Source organism: Mycobacterium sp. SMC-16, assembly GCF_046250085.1.
Classification (GTDB): Bacteria; Actinomycetota; Actinomycetes; order Mycobacteriales; family Mycobacteriaceae; genus Mycobacterium; species Mycobacterium phocaicum.
Window position 1 is genome coordinate 1600746 of the sequence record NZ_CP176427.1, and the last position, 19561, is coordinate 1620306.

Below are 19561 nucleotides of genomic sequence, written 5' to 3' on the forward strand. Positions count from 1 at the left end.
GCGGTGACTCTTTCGGCGATCGTGACGGTGCCCGCAGTGCTCGCGCCGGCAGACTTCACCGCGCCGATCGCCGGTGAGCCGGCCCTGGTGCGGGCCGTGCGTGCGGTCCGCGCCGTGGCGCCGGTGACGGTGGTGGCCGCCAAGGAGTTGGCCGACGCGGCAGCGGAATGCCTTGCCGCGCATGGCCTGAGCGATGTGCGCGTGCACACCGCGCCGGCTCTGCCCTCCGAGGGGGACACGATCCTGGTGCACGACGTCCGCTACCCGCTGGCTCCCGCTGACCTGGCGACACGCGTGGCGGCGGCAGTGCCGAACCACGACGTCGTCATCCCGGTCCTGGCGATGACCGACAGCGTGAAAAGCGTTGCCGCGGGGGGCATCGTGCTGGGCAACGTGGACCGGTCGGAACTCGTCACCGCGCAGTACCCGCGCGGCTACACCGCGGCGGTACTGGCCGGCTTCGTACCTGACGACCTCGCCGCGCTGACCTCGGCAGGCCTGAACGTCGGCACCGTCGACGGCGACCCCAACGCCTTCGCCGTCGACCTCGCCCGCGACCGGCAACTGTTGGACGCGATCGTCACTGATGGAGGCTGAGACCTGGTCAAGGTTCCTCCTGCGTCGAGTGTGACGGTTGCCGTGGAATTCGCACGCGTGTCGCCACCGTCAGTCGTCACGTTCGCCGTAGGGCGCCGGATCGACTGGGACACCTGGTCTGGTTCGGGACTCCCGGGTCAGCGCCGACTGAGCAGGCGCTCGGCAACCTGCACGTCGTGTGCGAACGTCACCTTGAAATTCTGGGCCGAGCCGGCGATCGCGTGGACCTCGACATCGGTGAAGCGCTCCACACACGACGACGTGTCGGTGCCTTCGAAACCGGCGGCGGCCGCGGCGACGTAGGCCTGCCACAAGGGCGCGGCCCGGAATGCCTGCGGCGTCTGCACCCGAACCAGCGCCTGGTCGATGGCGCTGAGGCCGTCCTCCGTCAGGCGCAACACGTCGCCCGACGGCAGCACCGGAATGGCACCGCCCCGCTCCCGCGCCGTGGTGACGGCGGTGTCCATCAAATCGGCACCGGCCAGTGGGCGGGCGGCGTCGTGGATCAGCACCACGTCGACTGCGCCGGCTTCGATGTCCGCCGCGAGGTAGCTCAGCACGTTGTGTTCGGAGCCGTGCCGGGAGTCGCCGCCCTCGACGAATTCGACTGTGGTTCCTGGGAGCTCGTCGGCCATGAGCTTCACGACCTGGTCGCGCTCACCGCGCCGGAACACCAGGATGGTGCGGGCGATCTGGGGACCGGCGGCCACGGCCGCCACCGACCACGCCACCATGCTGCGGCCGGCCAACTGCAGATAGGCCTTGTTGCCGTCGGCCCCGACGCGCGATCCGATACCGGCGGCGAGAACGACGCCGACGGCGATCGGGGGAGCGGACACGTCTTCACGGTAGTGGGACGGGAGCGGGGATCTGCGGCAGGCTTACCGTGACGCGGCCCGGCTGGGGCCCGGATTCGCTGAAGGGACCACGGCATGGATGGGGCCGAACAGAACGCTCCTGACCCACACAGTTCGGTGCGCGCACATCGGTTGACGCCGATGCGGGGTCGCGATCCGCACGAAAGGCACCGCGTCGCGACGCCACTGGAGCTGCTGTTCGACCTGACCTTCGTCGTGGCGTTCGGGGTGGCGGCGTCGGAGCTGTCGCACATGCTGGCGGCAGGCCACGTCGGCGCCGGCATCACGGGCTTCGTGTTCTCCACTTTCGCGATCTGCCTGGCGTGGATCAACTTCACCTGGTTCGCCTCGGCGTATGACACCGATGACTGGGTGTTCCGGTTGATGACGATGGTCGAGATGGTCGGCGTCCTGGTCCTGGCACTCGGCCTGCCCGCGTTCTACGCCTCGATCGAGCACGGCCACCATGTCGACAACGCGGTGCTTGTCGCCGGCTACGTGGTGATGCGAATTGCCTTGGTGGGCCAGTGGTTACGCGCCGCGAAGCAAGATCCGTCACGGCGCGCGGCAGCGATGACGTACGTCTGGATCGTCGCGGTGGTCCAGGTGGGCTGGGTCGGGACCGTGTTCCTGCCGACGAGTGTGCCGGTGACCCTGGGCGCGTGGGTGCTGCTGGCATGTATCGAACTGGGCGGCCCGATGATCGCCGAGACCAAGTGCGGCGGAACCCCGTGGCATGCCCATCACATCGCCGAGCGCTACGGACTGCTGGCCATCATCGCGCTCGGCGAGGGTGTGGTCGGGACGGTGGCCTCGCTGTCTGCGGTCGTCGGCGAGCACGGTTGGTCGTGGGACGCGGTACTGCTGGCCATCGCGGGCACGGCCCTGACCTTCGGCATGTGGTGGGTGTACTTCATGGTGCCGTCGGCCGATGCGCTGCACTTGCACCGCGAGCGGGGATTCTGGTTCGGGTATTCGCACATGCCGGTGTACGGCGCCATCGTCGCGACCGGCGCGGGCCTGCACACCGCCGCGTACTTCATCCAGCACAAATCAGTGTTGGGTTCGGTGGCCACTGTCCTGAGCGTGGTCATCCCGGTCGGCATCTACATCGCGTTGGTCTACGTGCTGTACGCGCTGATGCTGCGCTCGGTGGACGCCCTGCACGTGCTGCTGGTGGTGCTGACCGCCGTCGTCCTGATCGCGACGGTGGTGCTGGCCGGCGTCGGGGTGCCGATGGCGCTCTGCCTGTTGGTGGCCAGCCTGGCGCCGATGGTGAGCGTGGCCGGATTCGAGATCATCGGGCACCGGCACGTCGCCGCGGCGGTTGCGCGCCAGACGTGACGGCGATGCGATCGTCTCGACACCGAGCGGATGCTACTGGGACACGAGCTCACTGGTGTGGCTAACGGGCCGGAAGAGGTAGCTGTCATATCCTGAGACGCGTGGCAATTTCGCGTCGTGACCTGCTGAAATACGCTGCAGCCGCGCCGGCGGCGCTCGGCCTCGGAGCTGGGTTGCAATCGGTGCTCGGCGCGACGACCGCTTCGGCGGCCCCGTACGGAGTGTTGCTGGACTATGCGGCGGGGGTGCTCAGCGCCGCCGATATCCGGTCGGCCGGGGCGCTCGGCGCCATCCGGTATGTCTCGGACCGGCGGCCCGGCGGGGCGTGGATGCTGGGCAAGCCCATCGAGCTGCCGGAAGCGCGCGACCTCTACAAGGGCGGCCTGAAGATCGTCTCCTGTTACCAGTACGGGAAGGAATCCACGGCCGACTGGCTGGGCGGCCACGCCGCCGGCGTGCAGCATGCGCAGCGCGGGTTCGCGTTGCACACCGCGGCGGGTGGTCCGGTCGGGGCGCCGATCTACGCGTCCATCGACGACGATCCGACTCCGGCCCAGTACAAGGCGCAGGTTGCCCCTTATCTGCGCGGCTGGGAATCGGTGCTGGGCCACCAGCGGGTCGGGGTGTACGCCAACTCCAAGACCATCGAGTGGGCGGTGCAGGACGGCTTGGGTTCGTACTTCTGGCAGCACAACTGGGGCTCGCCCGGTGGGGCCGCGCATCCGGCGGCGGCACTGCATCAGGTGGAGATCGACAAGCGGCACGTCGGGGGAGTCGGCGTCGACATCAACCACATCCTCAAGCCGCGCTTCGGGCAGTGGGACTGACGGCCGCGCATATTACTGCTCAGTAGTTAGCTGGCGGCCGGCTCTAAGAAAACGAGATGAAACCGCAGCAAATGGCGGCGCGGTAACTTACCGCCCGTATAGACACACAGACCGTCATTGTCGAGTGTTTTCTGGAACGGGTCTTTTCCTACTCATTAGTAAGGTTCGGCACCGTCACAAGCATGGTCACGATTTGATAACAATACCGCTTTGATCAGCGATGTTGTTACTACTCGACCGTAACCAGCCGCCAACAGGACGTTTGTCCTGTTGGGTACGGGCAGTCCCACGACGCGGTGTTACCCGCGTAGGTGGTTACCGATCCGTAGAACTCGTTGGTAACCATTTCCGGCCGAAAAACGCCGCGAATCTTATGACACTCTTAGTGCAGTCGGCCCGGCTCTCAGGCACCCGAAAAATCGGGAGCCAGACGTAGCACGGGCCTCACGTGATCCGACGTCGCATCGCGTTGCCCCAGGGCCGACTACCAAGACCAAGCACCTGACCGGTTCGCGCGGCAACGACGAGAGGGACGCATGACGATCAACGAGCACCGCAATGTGACCAGTGGCAACACCGAGGCGGTGGCGGCGAGCGCGCATGCTCTCGTAGACCTGCTCAATGCCGGCGAACCCTATGCCGTCGCGTTCGGTGGCCAGGGTGCCTCCTGGCTGGAGAACCTCGAGGAGCTCGTCAGCTCGGCCGGCATCGAATCCGAGCTCAGCGAGATCGTCGGCGAAGCGGCCCTGCTGCTCGAGCCCGTCGCGCGCGAGCTCGTCGTCGTGCGGCCCATCGGCTTCGAGCCCATGCAGTGGGTGCGCGCCCTCGCCGCCGACGAGCCGCTGCCCTCGGCCAAGCAGCTGACCACCGCCGCCATCTCCGGCCCCGGCATCCTGCTGGCCCAGATGGCCGCCATCCGCGCCGTGCAGCGTCAGGGCCTGGACCTGGCCGGCACCCCGCCGGTCGCGGTCGCCGGACACTCGCAGGGCATCATCGCCGCCGAGGCCCTCAAGGCCAACGGCACCCGCGACGCCGAACTCCTCGCCCTCCTGCAGCTCATCGGCGCCGCCGGCTCGCTCGTGTCGCGCCGCCGCGGCATGGTCGGCCGTGGCGACAAGTCGCCGATGGTGTCGGTCACCAACGTCGACCCCGAGCGCATCGCCGAACTGCTCGAAGACTTCTCCAAGGACGTCCGCACCGTCCTGCCGCCGGTCCTGTCGATCCGCAACGGCCGTCGCAGCGTCGTCATCACCGGAACCCCGGAGCAGCTGGCCCGCTTCGAGCTGTACTGCAGCAAGATCACCGAGAAGGACGAGGCCGAGCGCAAGAACAAGCTGCGCGGCGGCGCCGTCTTCAGCCCCGTCTTCCAGGGCGTGCAGGTCGAGGTCGGCTTCCACACCCCGCGCCTGGCCGACGGCATCGAGGTCGTCGACCGCTGGGCCGCCAAGTGCGGTATCGACACCGAGCTGGCCCACGCCATGACCGAAGCCATCTTCGTCAAGCCCATCGACTGGGTCGCCGAGGTCGAGCGCATGCACGACGCCGGTGCCCGCTGGATCATCGACCTCGGCCCGAGTGACACCGTCACCCGCCTGACCTCGCCGATCATCCGCGGCCTCGGCATCGGCATCGTGCCCGCCGCGACCCGCGCCGGCCAGCGTTCGCTGTTCACCGTCGGTGCCGCACCGGTCGTGCAGCCCGCGTGGTCCAGCTTCGCGCCGACCGCTGTCGAGCTGCCCAACGGCGATGTCAAGCTGTCCACCAAGTTCACCCGCCTGACCGGCCGTTCGCCGATCCTGCTGGCCGGTATGACCCCGACGACCGTCGACGCCAAGATCGTCGCCGCGGCCGCCAACGCCGGCCACTGGGCCGAGCTGGCCGGTGGCGGTCAGGTCACCGAGGAGATCTTCGAGAACCGCGTCGCCGAGCTGACGCAGCTGCTCGAGCCGGGCCGCGCCATCCAGTTCAACTCGCTGTTCCTGGACCCGTACCTGTGGAAGCTGCAGCTGGGCGGCAAGCGCATCGTGCAGAAGGCGCGCCAGTCGGGCGCCCCGATCGACGGTGTCATCGTCACCGCTGGTATCCCCGAGCTCGACGAGGCCGTCGCGCTGATCGAGGAACTGCACGAGATCGGCATCACCAACGTGGTGTTCAAGCCGGGCACCGTCGACCAGATCAAGTCGGTCATCAAGATCGCCGAAGAGGTCCCGGACCGCGAGATCATCGTTCACGTCGAGGGCGGCCGCGCCGGTGGCCACCACTCGTGGGAGGACCTCGACGACCTGCTCGTCAGCACCTACTCGGACCTGCGCAAGCAGGCCAACCTGACCATCTGCGTCGGTGGTGGCATCGGCACGCCCGAGCGCGCCGCCGAGTACCTGTCCGGCCGCTGGGCCGAGACCTACGGCTTCCCGCTGATGCCGGTCGACGGCATCCTGGTCGGCACCGCCGCCATGGCCACCCTCGAGGCCACCACCTCGCCTCAGGTCAAGCAGCTCCTGGTCGACACCAAGGGCACCGATCACTGGGTCGGCGCCGGTAAGGCCCAGGGCGGCATGGCTTCCGGCCGTAGCCAGCTGGGCGCGGACATCCACGAGATCGACAACACCGCGTCGCGTTGCGGCCGCCTGCTCGACGAGGTCGCCGGTGACGCCGACGCCGTCGCCGAGCGCCGCGACGAGATCATCGCCGCCATGGCCAACACCGCCAAGCCGTACTTCGGTGACGTCGCGGACATGACCTACCAGCAGTGGCTGCAGCGCTACGTCGAGCTCGCGATCGGCGACGGCAGCAGCACCGCCGACACCAAGCGCGACAACTCGCCGTGGCTCGACGTCACCTGGCGCGACCGCTTCGAAGAGATGCTGCAGCGCGCCGAGGCCCGCCTGAACCCGGCCGACGCCGGCCGCATCGACACGCTGTTCCCGGCCACCGCGGAAGGCGAAGCGCTGCTTGAAGATCCGCAGCGCGCCATCGCCGAGCTGCTGGCCCGGTACCCCGAGGCCGAGACCCTGCGCCTGCACCCGGCGGACGTCCCGTTCTTCATCACCCTGTGCAAGACGCTGGGCAAGCCCGTCAACTTCGTCCCGGTCATCGACAAGGACGTGCGCCGCTGGTGGCGCAGCGACTCGCTGTGGCAGGCCCATGACGCCCGCTATGACGCCGACCAGGTCTGCGTCATCCCCGGCACCGCTGCCGTCGCCGGCATCACCCGCGTCGACGAGCCCGTCGGCGAGCTGCTGGACCGCTTCGAGCAGGCCGCCATCGACGAGGTGCTGGCCGCCGGCGTCAAGCCGGTTCCGGTCGTGTCCCGCCGCCAGGCCCGCGCCGACATCACCGGCCCGCTGGCCGTCGTCCTCGACTCGCCCGACGTGCTGTGGGCCGGCCGCACCGCCATCAACCCGGTGCACCGCATCGGCGCCCCGAGCGAGTGGCAGGTCAACGAAAACCGTTCGGCCACACACCCGTCCACCGGTTCCCGGCTGGAGCTCGACGGTGACGGCGTGGTCCTGAACGTCCCGCTTTCGGACATCTGGATCGCGATCCGCTTCACGCTGCCGACCGCCACCGTCAACGGCGGCATGCCCGTCGTCACCACCGAGGACGCCTCGGCCGCCATGCGCGCCGTGCTCGCCATCGCCGCCGGCGCCGACGGCGTCGACGCCCTGCCGGTCGTCACCGACAACGTCGCCACCGTCACCGCCGACTGGGACCCCGAAGAGGTCGCCGACCACACCGGCGTCACCGCCACCTTCGGCGCCCCGCTGGCGCCGGGCCTGACCCTGGTGCCCGACGCGCTCGTCGGCCGCTGCTGGCCGGCCGTGTTCTCGGTCATCGGCGCGGCCGTCACCGACGACGGCATCCCGGTCGTCGAAGGCCTGCTGAGCCTGGTCCACCTGGACCACGCCGCGCACCTGCTCGCCCCGATGCCGGCCGAGCGTGCCGAATTGACCGTCACCGCAACGGCTTCCGCCGCTGTCGACACCGAGGTCGGCCGTGTCGTCCCGGTTTCGGTGAGCATCACCGACGCCGAGGGCACCGAGCTGGCCCGCCTCGAAGAGCGCTTCGCGATCCGTGGCCGCAGCGGTGCCGCCGAGCTGACCGACCCGGTCCGCGCCGGCGGTGCCATCACCGACAACGCCACCGAGACCCCGCGCCGTCGTCGTCGCGACGTCACCGTCACCGCGCCGGTCGACATGAGCGCCTTCGCCGTGGTGTCGGGTGACCACAACCCGATCCACACCGACCGCGCCGCCGCGCTGCTGGCCGGCCTGAAATCGCCCATCGTGCACGGCATGTGGCTGTCCGCCGCCGCGCAGCACGTGGTCACCGCCACCGACGGCCGCGCCACCCCGCCGGCCCGCCTGGTCGGCTGGACCTCGCGCTTCCTGGGCATGGTGCTGCCGGGCGACGAGATCGAGTTCCGCGTCGACCGCGTCGGCATCGACCGCGGCGCCGAGATCATCGAGGTCACCGCGAAGGTCGGCGGCGACCTGGTGATGGCCGCGACGGCTCAACTGGCCGCGCCCAAGACGGTCTACGCCTTCCCGGGTCAGGGCATCCAGCACAAGGGCATGGGCATGGAGGTCCGGGCCCGCTCCAAGGCCGCCCGCAAGATCTGGGACTCCGCGGACAAGTTCACCCGCGAGACCCTGGGCTTCTCGGTGTTGCACGTGGTCCGGGACAACCCGACCAGCATCATCGCCAGCGGCGTGCACTACCACCACCCGGACGGCGTGCTGTTCCTGACGCAGTTCACCCAGGTGGCCATGGCCACCGTCGCGGCCGCCCAGGTGGCCGAGATGCGCGAGCAGGGTGCGTTCGTCGAGGGCGCCATCGCCTGCGGCCACTCCGTCGGTGAGTACACCGCGCTGGCCTGCGTGTCCGGCGTCTACGAGCTCGAGGCACTGCTCGAGGTCGTGTTCCACCGCGGCAGCAAGATGCACGACATCGTCCCGCGTGACGCCAAGGGCCGGTCCGATTACCGCCTGGCCGCCATCCGGCCGTCGCAGATCGACCTGGACGACAACGACGTCACCGACTTCGTCGCGGGTATCGCCGAGGAGACCGGCGAGTTCCTGCAGATCGTGAACTTCAACCTGCGTGGCTCGCAGTACGCCATCGCCGGCACCGTCCGCGGCCTCGAGGCCCTGGAGGCCGAGATCGAGCGTCGCCGCGAAATCACCGGTGGCAAGCGGTCGTTCATCCTCGTGCCCGGTATCGACGTGCCGTTCCACTCCGAGGTGCTGCGGGTCGGCGTCGCCGACTTCCGCCGCGCGCTGGACCGCGTCATGCCGCACGGGCAGGACCCGGAGCTGCTGGTCGGCAAGTACATCCCGAACCTGGTGCCGCGGCCCTTCACGCTGGACAAGGACTTCATCCAGGAGATCCGCGACCTGGTGCCGGCCGAGCCGCTCGACGAAATCCTCGCCGACTACGACACCTGGCGCCGGGACAACCCGTCCGAGCTGATGCGCAAGACCGTCATCGAGCTGCTGGCCTGGCAGTTCGCCAGCCCGGTCCGCTGGATCGAGACGCAGGACCTGCTGTTCATCGAGGAAGCCGCCGGCGGCCTCGGGGTCGAGCGGTTCGTCGAGGTCGGTGTGAAGACCATGCCGACGGTTGCCGGCCTCGCCACCAACACGTTGAAGCTCCCGGAGTACTCGCACAACACCACTGAGGTGCTCAACGTCGAGCGCGACGCCGCGGTGCTGTTCGCGACCGACACCGACCCGGAGCCCGAGGACGACGCCCCGGCCGCGCCGGCCGCCGCTGCCGAAGCCCCGGCGGAAGCCGTTGCGGCAGCACCGGTTCCGGCCGCCGCTCCCGCGGCGCCCGCCGGTGGTCCGCGTCCGGACGACATCACCTACGACGCCGCTGACGCCACCATGGCGCTCATCGCGCTGTCGGCGAAGATGCGCATCGACCAGATCGAGCCGCTGGACTCCATCGAGTCCATCACCGACGGTGCGTCGTCGCGACGCAACCAGCTGCTCGTCGACCTGGGTTCGGAGCTGAACCTCGGCGCCATCGACGGTGCCGCGGAAGCCGACCTGGCCGGTCTGAAGGGACAGGTCACGAAGCTGGCCCGTACCTACAAGCCGTTCGGTCCCGTCCTCTCCGACGCGATCAACGACCAGCTGCGCACGGTGCTCGGCCCCTCGGGCAAGCGTCCGGCGTACATCGCCGAGCGCGTCAGCAAGGCCTGGGAACTGGGCCCCGGCTGGGCCAAGCACGTCACCGCCGAGGTCGCGCTGGGCACCCGTGAGGGCAGCAGCGTCCGTGGCGGCGAGATGGGCGGCCTGCACTCGGGTGCATTGGCCGACGCCAACGCCGTCGACAAGGTCATCGACGCCGCGGTCACCGCGGTGGGCGCCCGTAAGGGCATCGCGGTGTCGCTGCCGTCCGCCGGCGGTGCCGGTGGCGGTGTGGTCGACTCCGCCGCGCTCAACGAGTTCGCCGAGAAGGTCACCGGCCCCAACGGTGTGCTGGCCGGCGCCGCCCGGTTGATCCTGGGTGAGCTGGGTCTGCAGGCCCCGGTCTCGGTGCCGGACGCCACCGACTCCGAGCTGATCGACCTCGTGACCGCCGAATTGGGTTCGGACTGGCCGCGTTTGGTGGCTCCGTCGTTCGACGGCCGCAAGGCCGTGCTGTTCGACGACCGCTGGGCCAGCGCCCGTGAGGACCTGGCGCGCATCTGGCTGCTCGACGAGGACGACGTCAACGCCGACTGGGCCAAGCTCTCCGAGAGCTTCGAAGGCGCCGGACATGTCGTGGCCACGCAGGCCAGCTGGTGGCAGGGCAAGGCGCTCGCCTCCGGCCGCACCCTCCACGCCGCGCTGTACGGCCGCGCCGCCGCCGGTGCGGAGAACCCGGAGAAGGGCCGCTACGCCAACGAGGTCGCGGTCGTCACGGGTGCCTCCAAGGGCTCGATCGCGTCGGCCGTGGTGGGCCAGCTGCTCGCCGGTGGCGCGTCGGTCATCGCGACCACGTCCAAGCTGGACGACGACCGGTTGGCGTTCTACCGGACGCTGTACCGGGACAACGCCCGCTTCGGCGCCCAGCTGTGGGTCGTGCCCGCAAACATGGCCTCCTACAGCGACATTGACGCGCTGGTCGAGTGGGTCGGCAACGAGCAGGTCGAGAACCTGGGCCCCAAGGCCATTCACCTCAAGGACGCGCAGACCCCGACGCTGCTGTTCCCGTTCGCCGCACCGCGCGTCGCCGGGGACCTGTCCGAGGCCGGCGCCCGCGCCGAGATGGAGATGAAGGTCCTGCTGTGGGCCGTGCAGCGGCTCATCGGTGGGCTCTCGCACATCGGCTCCGAGCGTGACATCGCGTCGCGACTGCACGTCGTGCTGCCCGGTTCCCCGAACCGCGGCATGTTCGGTGGCGACGGCGCCTACGGCGAGTCGAAGGCCGCGCTCGACGCGGTCGTCGCCCGCTGGAAGGCGGAAACCTCGTGGTCGCAACGAGTTTCGCTGGCGCACGCGCTGATCGGCTGGACCAAGGGCACCGGCCTGATGGGTCACAACGACGCCATCGTGGGTGCCGTCGAGGAAGCCGGTGTCATCACGTACACCACCGACGAGATGGCCGCCATGCTGCTGAACCTGTGCAGCATCGACGCCAAGGTGTCGGCCGCCCGTGAGCCCATCCAGGTCGACCTGACCGGTGGCCTCGGCGACATCGAGCTCGACATGGCCGAGCTGGCCGCCAAGGCCCGCGAGGAGATGGTGGCCGAGGCTGCTGTCGACGAGGAAGACCTCGAAGGCACCATCTCGGCGCTGCCGTCGCCGCCGCGGGGCTACCAGGCCGCGCCGGCTCCGGAGTGGGCCGACCTGGACATCGACCCGGCCGACATGGTCGTGCTGGTATCCGGTGCCGAACTCGGCCCGTACGGCTCGTCGCGCACCCGCTTCGAGATGGAGGTTTCCGGCGAGCTGTCGGCCGCGGGCGTCCTCGAGCTGGCCTGGACCACCGGTCTGGTCAAGTGGGAAGACGACCCGAAGCCGGGCTGGTACGACACCAACACCGGTGAACTGGTCGACGAGTCCGAGCTGGTCGAGCGCTACCACGAGACGGTGCTCGAGCGCGTCGGCATCCGCGAGTGGGTGGACGACGGCGCGATCGACCCCGATCACGCTGCGCCGCTGCTGGTTTCGGTGTTCCTCGACAAGGACTTCTCCTTCGTCGTGTCCGCCGAGGCCGACGCCCGGGCGTTCCTCCAGTTCGATCCGGAACACACCGTCATCGCGCCGGTGCCGGACAGCAGCGACTGGCAGGTCACCCGCAAGGCCGGTACCGAGATTCGCGTGCCGCGCAAGGTCAAGCTGTCGCGGACCGTCGGCGCCCAGGTGCCGACCGGCTTCGACCCGCAGGTCTACGGCGTCACGCCGGACATGGCCAGCTCGATCGACCGCCTGGCGCTGTGGAACCTGGTCACCACGGTGGACGCGTTCCTGTCGGCCGGCTTCTCGCCGGAAGAGCTGATGCGCTGGGTGCACCCGAGCCTCGTGGCCTCCACGCAGGGCACCGGTATGGGTGGCATGACCTCGATGCAGACCATGTACCACGGCAACCTGCTGGGCCGGAACAAGCCGAACGACATCCTGCAGGAAGTCCTGCCGAACGTCTTCGCCGGTCACGTCGTGCAGTCGTACATCGGTAGCTACGGCGCGATGATCCACCCGGTCGGTGCGTGCGCCACCGCGGCGGTGTCGGTCGAAGAAGGTGTCGACAAGATCCGTTTGGGCAAGGCCGAATTCGTGGTCGCCGGTGGTTACGACGACCTGACGCTGGAAGCCATCATCGGCTTCGGCGACATGTCGGCCACCGCCGAGACCGCGATGATGCGGGCCCGCGGCATCAGCGACTCGAAGTTCTCGCGCGCCAACGACCGTCGTCGTCTCGGCTTCGTCGAAGGCCAGGGCGGTGGCACCGTCCTGCTGGCCCGCGGTGACCTCGCGGTGAAGATGGGCCTGCCCATCCAGGCCGTCGTCGCCTACGTGTCGTCGTTCGCCGACGGTGTGCACACCTCGATCCCGGCCCCGGGCCTGGGTGCCCTCGGTGCCGGCCGCGGTGGACGTCAGTCGCAGCTGGTGCGCGACCTGGCCAAGCTCGGCGTCACCCCGGACGACATCGCGGTGATCTCCAAGCACGACACCTCGACGCTGGCCAACGACCCCAACGAGACCGAGCTGCACGAGCGGCTCGCCGCCTCGATGGGCCGGTCCCCGGGCAACCCGCTGTTCATCGTCAGCCAGAAGAGCCTGACCGGACACAGCAAGGGTGGCGCCGCGGCGTTCCAGATGCTGGGTCTGTGCCAGATTCTGCGCGACGGCGTCATCCCGCCGAACCGCAGCCTGGACTGCGTCGACGACGAGCTGTCCAACGCACAGCACTTCGTGTGGGTCCGCGAGACGCTGAAGTTCGGCGACCGCCTGCCGATCAAGGCCGGTCTGGTGACCAGCCTCGGCTTCGGTCACGTGTCGGGCCTCATCGCTCTGGTCCACCCGCAGGCGCTGGTGGCGGCCCTCGATCCGGCCGAGCGTGAGGACTACCTGCGCCGTGCCGGTGAGCGGGTCCTGGCCGGTCAGCACCGGTTGGCGTCGGCCATCGCCGGTGGGCGTGCACTGTACGAGAAGCCGGCCGACCGTCGCTTCAGCAACGATGCGCCGGAGAAGCGTCAGGAAGCCGACATGCTGCTCGACGCCGATGCGCGCCTCGGTGAAGACGGTTGGTACGCCCGGTCGTGAGGCCTTCTGAGGTATCGGGATTGGGTCCGCTAGGTTGTTGCCCATGAGCATCCTGGGTGTGGGCATCGACCTGGTCTCGATTCCGGATTTCGCCGAACAGGTCGACCAGCCGGGCACCGTCTTCGCGGAGACGTTCACCCCAGGTGAGCGCCGTGACGCCGCCGACAAGAGTTCGTCGGCGGCACGGCACCTGGCGGCCCGCTGGGCGGCCAAGGAGGCCGTGATCAAGGCGTGGTCGGGCTCGCGGTTCTCGAAGCGTCCGGTGCTGCCCGAGGGCATCCACCGCGACATCGAGGTCGTCACCGACATGTGGGGCCGGCCCAAGGTTCGGCTGTCCGGCGAGATCGCCGAACACCTCAAGGGCGTGGCCATCCACGTGTCGCTGACCCACGAAGGCGACACCGCGGCCGCGGTCGCGGTCCTCGAGCAGGACTAGTTTTTCAGACGTTGATGCCCCCGACACTTCGGTGTCGGGGGCACTGACGTCTGTTCAGTCTTTGCGGCCGGTGACGGCAAGGCTGACACCCAGGCCGACCATGGCCAGCCCGCCGGCGCCACCGATGGCGGCGAAGCGGCGCGGGGACTGCGCGAACCAGTCCCGGGCAAGTCCGGCCGCCAGCGCCCACACGCTGTCCGAGACCACGGCAATGGCCAGGAACACGACACCCAACATGAGCATCTGGGCCGCCACGTTGCCCGCGGCGGTGTCGACCACCTGCGGCAGCGCCGCGACGAAGAACACGATGGTCTTGGGATTGGTCATCCCGACGATGAAACCGTCGGCCAGAACCCGGCTCGGCCGCTTGGCGGACGCGTCGCCGGTGAGCACCTCGCCGAGGCCATGTCGATGCCGGATGGCTTGGACGCCAAGGTAGATCAGGTACGCCGCGCCGACGAACTTGATGACGCTGAACGCGAGCGACGAGGCCAGGATGAGGGCACCGGCACCCAGGGCCACCGCAAGGATCTGGACGTAGGCGCCCATCGCGTTACCCGCCACGGTCAACAACGCCTGGCGACGGCCGACGGTCAGCGCCCGGCCGACGGTGAACAGAACACTCGGCCCGGGGATCACGATGACCAGCAGCGAGATCAACCCGAACGCCAGCAGATGTCCCATCGACGGCATGCGGTGACGATACGCCGGGCAGACGGCCGGCGCACTACGCTCGACGGCATGGCTGATCTTGTCGAACGTGTGCGGGACGTCCTGCCGTCGGTGCGTGCCGACCTGGAGGACCTGGTCCGTATCCAGTCCGTCTGGGCCGATCCGGCCCGGCACGCCGAGGTGCACCGCAGCGCCGCGCTGACCGCAAAGCTGTTGTCCGACGCGGGCTTCGGCGAGGTGCACATCGTCCAGGAGGGCGGGGCGCCGGCCATCATCGCCCGTCATCCCGCACCTGAAGGCGCTCCGACCGTGCTGCTGTACGCGCACCACGACGTGCAGCCCGAGGGCGACGCCGCGCAGTGGGACTCGGAACCCTTCGAACCGACCGAGCGCGACGGACGGCTCTACGGCCGGGGCAGCGCCGACGACAAGGCCGGCATCGCTGTGCACCTGGCCGCCATGCGGGCCCATGGCGGCAACCCGCCCGTCGGCGTGACGGTTTTCGTTGAGGGCGAAGAGGAATCGGGCTCGCCTTCTCTTGGCGCCCTGCTGAGCGCGCACAAGGAGCTGCTGGCCGCCGACGTCATCGTCATCGCCGATTCGGACAACTGGAGCACCGAGATGCCGGCGCTGACGGTGTCATTGCGCGGCCTGGTCGACTGCGTCGTCGAGGTGGCGACTCTGGACCACGGGCTGCACTCCGGCATCTGGGGCGGCGTGGTGCCCGACGCGCTGAGCGCTTTGGTGCGATTGCTGGCCACATTGCACGACGACGACGGCAACGTCGCGGTCGAGGGTCTCTACGAGGGCACCGCCGCCGACGTCGACCGCGGGCCCGAGTGGGTCGCGGCCGAGACCGGCATGCTCGACGGAGTGCAGCAGATCGGCTCCGGCTCTGTGGTGCAACGACTTTGGGCCAAGCCGGCCATCACCGTCATCGGCATCGACACCACATCGATCGCCAAGGCGTCGAACACGCTGATTCCGCGGGCGCGGGCCAAGGTCAGCATGCGTGTCGCCCCGGGCGGGGACGCGTTGGCGCATCTGGCCGCCCTGACCCGCCACCTCGAGAGCCACGCGCCGTGGGGTGCCAAGGTCACCGTGACGCCGGGCGACGTCGGCCAGCCGTATGCCATCGACGCCAGCGGACCGGTGTACGACGCGGCCCGGTCGGCGTTCACTACAGCCTGGGGTGTCGCGCCGGTCGACATGGGGATGGGCGGGTCCATCCCGTTCATTGCCGAGTTCGCCGAGACCTTCCCCGAGGCAACGATTCTGGTGACCGGCGTGGAAGATCCCGGCACGCAGGCGCACAGCATCAACGAGAGCCTGCACCTGGGCGTACTGGAGAAGGCCGCGATCTCAGAGGCGCTGCTGCTCGGCGCGCTGGGTCAGAACGACTCGGGATCGGCCTGAACCGACTCCGGCACCGGGTGCTGGTAGAGCCGAGAGGCGTTCTCCCAGGTGATCTTTCGAATGGCGTCGGCGGGCAGGTCGCCGATCTCCTCGTGGATGGTCGCCTGCGTGTGCGGCCACGTCGAATCGCAGTGCGGGTAGTCGGCCTCGAGCATGATGTTGTCGACACCGATGCGGTCCCGCTGCACGAATGATGACTGATCCTCGACCGCACAGAACCAGAAGTTGCGGGTGAAAACCTCCGCCGGAGTGAGCTTTTCGCCCAGCCGCTCCCACGTGCCGTACATCGAGTGGTAGCTGAGCATGTGGTCCAGCCGGTCCAGCAGTCCGGCGACCCAGCCGATGCCGCCCTCGGACAGGCAGATCTTGAGCTCCGGGAACCGGCTGGGCAGACCGGAATACAGCCAGTCGACGGCCGCTGAGATGGCGTAGGCGAAGAACAGCACGCCCTGCACGTCCGGCGGCGCGTCCGGGGTGGTGGAGGGCGAGGAGCCCGACGACCCGATGTGCAGGTTGACGACCGTGCCGGTCTCGGCGCACGCCGCCATCATGGGATCCCAGTAGCCCGAGTGGATGGTCGGCAGGCCCAGCATCGCCGGGTTCTCACTGAAAGTCATGGCGTGGAAACCACGTTCAGCGTTCTCGTAGATCATCTTGGCGCCGACTTCGGGGTCCAGCAGCCACGGCAGCTGGCACGGGATGATCCGGTCCGGGTACGAGCCGGCCCACACATCGAAGTGCCAGTCGTTCCAGGCCCGTACCGAGGCCATCGCCAGGTCGCGGTCGGTGGTGACCTGCTGCAGGCGCTGGCCGGCGAAACCGGGCAGGAACGACGGGAAGTTCAGCGACGCGTACACCCCGTTGAGGTCCATGTCGCGCACACGTTCGTGGATGTCCCAAGCGCCGCGGCGCATCTCGTCGAAGCGGACCGGTTCGAAGCCGTACTCGGACACCGGGCGGCCGACGACGGCGTTGAACCCGACGTTGGGCAGCTCTTTGCCGTCGTAAATCCAGGTCTGGCCACCGTTGTCGGTGTCGACGACGCGTGGCGCCCGGTCGGCGAACTTGCTGGGCAGCCGCCCGGTGAAGGTGTCGGGCGGCTCGACGATGTGGTCGTCGACCGAGATCACGGTGTACCGGCGCGGGGCACGCGGCGGGTCGGGCAGCAGCGTGACGGTGCGGTCCGCGCCCGTCTTGGCGACCGTGAAGTCCAGGTTGGTGGCCAGATCGTCAATGGATTCCATGTCGTACCAACGCCTTTACTGCAGAACGGACGGATCGGATTTGATGGTCATGCGGGCAGCGCCGGCCCAGTACACTTCGGCCGCGCGCTCGATCAAGGAGGACTTCATGCCGACCATGTCGGACCACTTCATCTCGCTCGGCTTCAGGCCCGTCAGCAAGACGTCGTAGGCCAGCTTGCAGACCCGCTCGATCGAGGCGGCACGGTACACCGCCTCGGCCAGGTTGCGGCCGGTGGCGATGACGCCGTGGTTGGCCAGGATGGTCGTGTTCGCCGCGCCAATCCGGGCCGCCAATTCGGCTGCGCGGGAAGGACTGTCGACCTCGCCGTCGTATTCCTCGACGAGGCAGAGGTCGTCCAGGAACAGTGATCCGGTCTGATGCACCAACTCCGGCAGCCGGCCCAACGCCGCCAGCACGCACACGTAGTAGGGGTGGTTGTGGATCACCACGCGCGCGTCGGGGCGGGCGCGATGCAGCTCGGTGTGGATGTGGATGGCCGGCGTGACGTCCCAGCGGCCTCGCTGCACGCGGGCGTCCTCGTCGACGACGCAGATGTCGGAGGCGGTGACCTCCTGCCACCACAGGCCCCACGGGTTGACGTACATGTCGGTCTGGCCATCGGGCTGAAAGGTGATGTGCCCGGCCAGATTCTCGGCGAAGCCGATGGTCGCGAGGTGCCGGAACGCGATGGCCATGGCCTGCTCGTCGGTGAGGTCGACGCCGATCGGCGGCGTCACCGACGGCGCCCAGACTTCAAGGCCGCCGCGGCGGGGCTTTTCAGCTGCGGTCATGTCCGTCTCCCGTCCGGGCTCGAATATCCTCGCGCAGTTGGCCTTTGGCGACCTTGCCGCCCGAGGATCGGGGTAGCTCGTCGACCACGATGAGCCGCTCGGGCAGTAGTTCCTTCGAAACGTTCTGGGCGAGCAGGTGTGTGCACAGTTCGTCGAGCGCCAGCGTCGCCGAGCCGATCAGTTCGACGTAGACGCAGACCTTCTCGCCGAAGACCGGGTCAGGCATGGCCACCGCCGCGGCCAGGCCGACCGCCGGGTGCGTCATGACGATGTCCTCGACCTGGGCCGCGCTGATGTTCTTGCCGCCGCGCACGATGAAGTCGGACGTCCGGCCCGTCACTCTCAGATAGCCGTCGGTGTCGATTTCGCAGATGTCGCCCATCCGCATCCAGCCGTCGGCGGTGAACAGCTTGTCGTGGTCGGTGCCACCGAGGTAGCCGAGGCTGGTGGCCGGCCCGCGACAGGCGGGCTGACCCCGGCCGGTGTCGGTGACGTCGGTGTCACCGTCGAAGAGGCGGACGGCCATGTCGGCGACGATCCGGCCGCCGGTACGCAGCCGGTGCTCCAGCGAGTCGTGCACCGTCGTGCCACTGAGCAGGCCCGTCTCGTTGGAGCCGTAGAACTGCAGGATCGTTGCACCGGTCAGCTTTTCGAACTCGTACGCGGGTCGGTAGGGCAGGGCCTCGCCGCCGGTGAACACCACCCGCAGTGAGCTCAGGTCGTAGTCGCGGGCCACCGGGTCGGCCATGATCATGGTCAATTGAGTACTGACGCAACACAACACGGTGACCTTGTGCTGTTCGATGGCCGCGCACGCCGCGGCGACGGTGAACCGGTCCAGCAGGACGGTGGTGGTGCCCAACAGGATCGGCGTGATGTGGGTGGTCCACAGTCCGAAGCCGAACGGGGTGGGGATGACCGGCAGGAACACGTCGTCGGATGTCAGCAGGCCGTTGGCGACCGCCTGCTGATGGAAGTAGTGCCAACGGTTCTGGGTGTGTACGACGCATTTCGGTAGCCCGGTGGTGCCCGACGTCGAGTTGATGAGGAAGACGTCGTCGGGACCCAGTTGAACTTTGGGACTCAGGTCCGCGGTGTCGGTGCCCACGGACAGTTCGTCCAAGGTCAGTAGCGGACAGCCGATGCTGGCGGCCACGGTCTGGGCCTGAGTCTCGCGCGGGGGATCGGTGATCAGCAGTCGGGGTTCGGCGCTCCGCAGAATGGTCGTCACTTCGCGAGCGCCGGCGCGTGCGCCGACACCCACCACCACCGCGCCACATCGCTCGATCGCGACGAACAGCACGTGGATGGCCGTGGTGTCGCCATGCCAGACGGCGATGCGATCCCCGGGGCGGACGCCCGCACCGGTCAGCTGGCCGGCCAAAGCGGTTGCTGCGGTATCGAATTCATTCCATGTCAGGACCCGGTCCGGGTGATCCACGTACGCGGTACGGTCCGGGGTGCGAGCGGCGTTGGCGCGCACGGCATCCGAGATCGTGGAGTCAATCCACCAGCCCTTGGCGTGGAAGCGCGCAACGTCCTCGGCGGTGAACGCGGGCGAACTTGTGACCGCCATGTCCATCGTGGTCGCCTCCGCAGCCCGCATATTCAAATCGTA

Annotated in this window: 11 protein-coding genes; 6 read left to right on the top strand and 5 right to left on the bottom strand. The window is 68.8% G+C overall.

Annotation, left to right across the window (positions count from 1 at the left end; all coding sequences use genetic code 11):
- The first annotated feature begins 3 nt into the window (after positions 1 to 3).
- Entirely contained in the window at positions 4 to 597 is a 594-nt protein-coding gene (locus ACJEIK_RS07830) for a 2-C-methyl-D-erythritol 4-phosphate cytidylyltransferase (RefSeq protein WP_409431289.1), read from the top strand.
- Positions 598 to 734: 137 nt separating this feature from the next.
- Here the strand turns inward: ACJEIK_RS07830 and ACJEIK_RS07835 are convergent, their stop codons facing one another.
- Positions 735 to 1436, bottom strand: coding sequence for a 2-C-methyl-D-erythritol 4-phosphate cytidylyltransferase (locus ACJEIK_RS07835; protein ID WP_082934566.1), 702 nt, complete (start codon positions 1434 to 1436; stop codon positions 735 to 737).
- A 159-nt stretch (positions 1437 to 1595) separates the two neighbouring features.
- Here ACJEIK_RS07835 and ACJEIK_RS07840 point away from each other — a divergent pair, with 159 nt between their 5' ends.
- The 4 genes from ACJEIK_RS07840 to ACJEIK_RS07855 all read left to right on the top strand — a co-directional run bounded on the left by ACJEIK_RS07840 (position 1596) and on the right by ACJEIK_RS07855 (position 13819).
- Positions 1596 to 2798, top strand: a complete 1203-nt coding sequence (locus ACJEIK_RS07840) for a low temperature requirement protein A (RefSeq protein WP_133427347.1) — start codon at positions 1596 to 1598, stop codon at positions 2796 to 2798.
- Between the two features lie 101 nt (positions 2799 to 2899).
- A complete protein-coding gene (locus ACJEIK_RS07845; RefSeq protein WP_061003430.1) occupies positions 2900 to 3625 on the top strand; it encodes a DUF1906 domain-containing protein in 726 nt (241 codons plus the stop codon).
- 536 nt (positions 3626 to 4161) lie between these two features.
- Positions 4162 to 13383, top strand: a complete 9222-nt coding sequence (locus ACJEIK_RS07850; protein ID WP_409431290.1) for a fatty acid synthase subunit beta domain-containing protein — start codon at positions 4162 to 4164, stop codon at positions 13381 to 13383.
- A gap of 43 nt (positions 13384 to 13426) precedes the next feature.
- The gene (locus tag ACJEIK_RS07855; RefSeq protein WP_020102278.1) at positions 13427 to 13819 is read left to right on the top strand and encodes a holo-ACP synthase; all 393 of its coding nucleotides are present in this window, start codon (positions 13427 to 13429) and stop codon (positions 13817 to 13819) included.
- A gap of 54 nt (positions 13820 to 13873) precedes the next feature.
- Here the strand turns inward: ACJEIK_RS07855 and ACJEIK_RS07860 are convergent, their stop codons facing one another.
- The gene (locus ACJEIK_RS07860) at positions 13874 to 14512 is read right to left on the bottom strand and encodes a LysE family translocator (protein ID WP_409431291.1); all 639 of its coding nucleotides are present in this window, start codon (positions 14510 to 14512) and stop codon (positions 13874 to 13876) included.
- Positions 14513 to 14560: 48 nt separating this feature from the next.
- Between ACJEIK_RS07860 and ACJEIK_RS07865 the strand changes: the two genes are divergently transcribed.
- A complete protein-coding gene (locus tag ACJEIK_RS07865) occupies positions 14561 to 15907 on the top strand; it encodes a dipeptidase (RefSeq protein ID WP_409431292.1) in 1347 nt (448 codons plus the stop codon).
- Here the strand turns inward: ACJEIK_RS07865 and ACJEIK_RS07870 are convergent.
- Genes ACJEIK_RS07870 through ACJEIK_RS07880 form a run of 3 tightly spaced genes read right to left on the bottom strand, consistent with a single transcriptional unit; the run spans position 15883 to position 19549 of the window.
- The gene (locus tag ACJEIK_RS07870; RefSeq protein ID WP_133427320.1) at positions 15883 to 17151 is read right to left on the bottom strand and encodes an amidohydrolase family protein; all 1269 of its coding nucleotides are present in this window, start codon (positions 17149 to 17151) and stop codon (positions 15883 to 15885) included. The two genes, ACJEIK_RS07865 and ACJEIK_RS07870, sit on opposite strands and share 25 nt — an antisense overlap.
- Before the next feature lie 15 nt (positions 17152 to 17166).
- Entirely contained in the window at positions 17167 to 17943 is a 777-nt protein-coding gene (locus tag ACJEIK_RS07875) for a class II aldolase/adducin family protein (protein WP_409431293.1), read from the bottom strand.
- Positions 17930 to 19549, bottom strand: a complete 1620-nt coding sequence (locus ACJEIK_RS07880) for a class I adenylate-forming enzyme family protein (RefSeq protein WP_204158259.1) — start codon at positions 19547 to 19549, stop codon at positions 17930 to 17932. The genes ACJEIK_RS07875 and ACJEIK_RS07880 overlap by 14 nt, the downstream gene beginning before the upstream one ends.
- Positions 19550 to 19561: the final 12 nt, after the last annotated feature.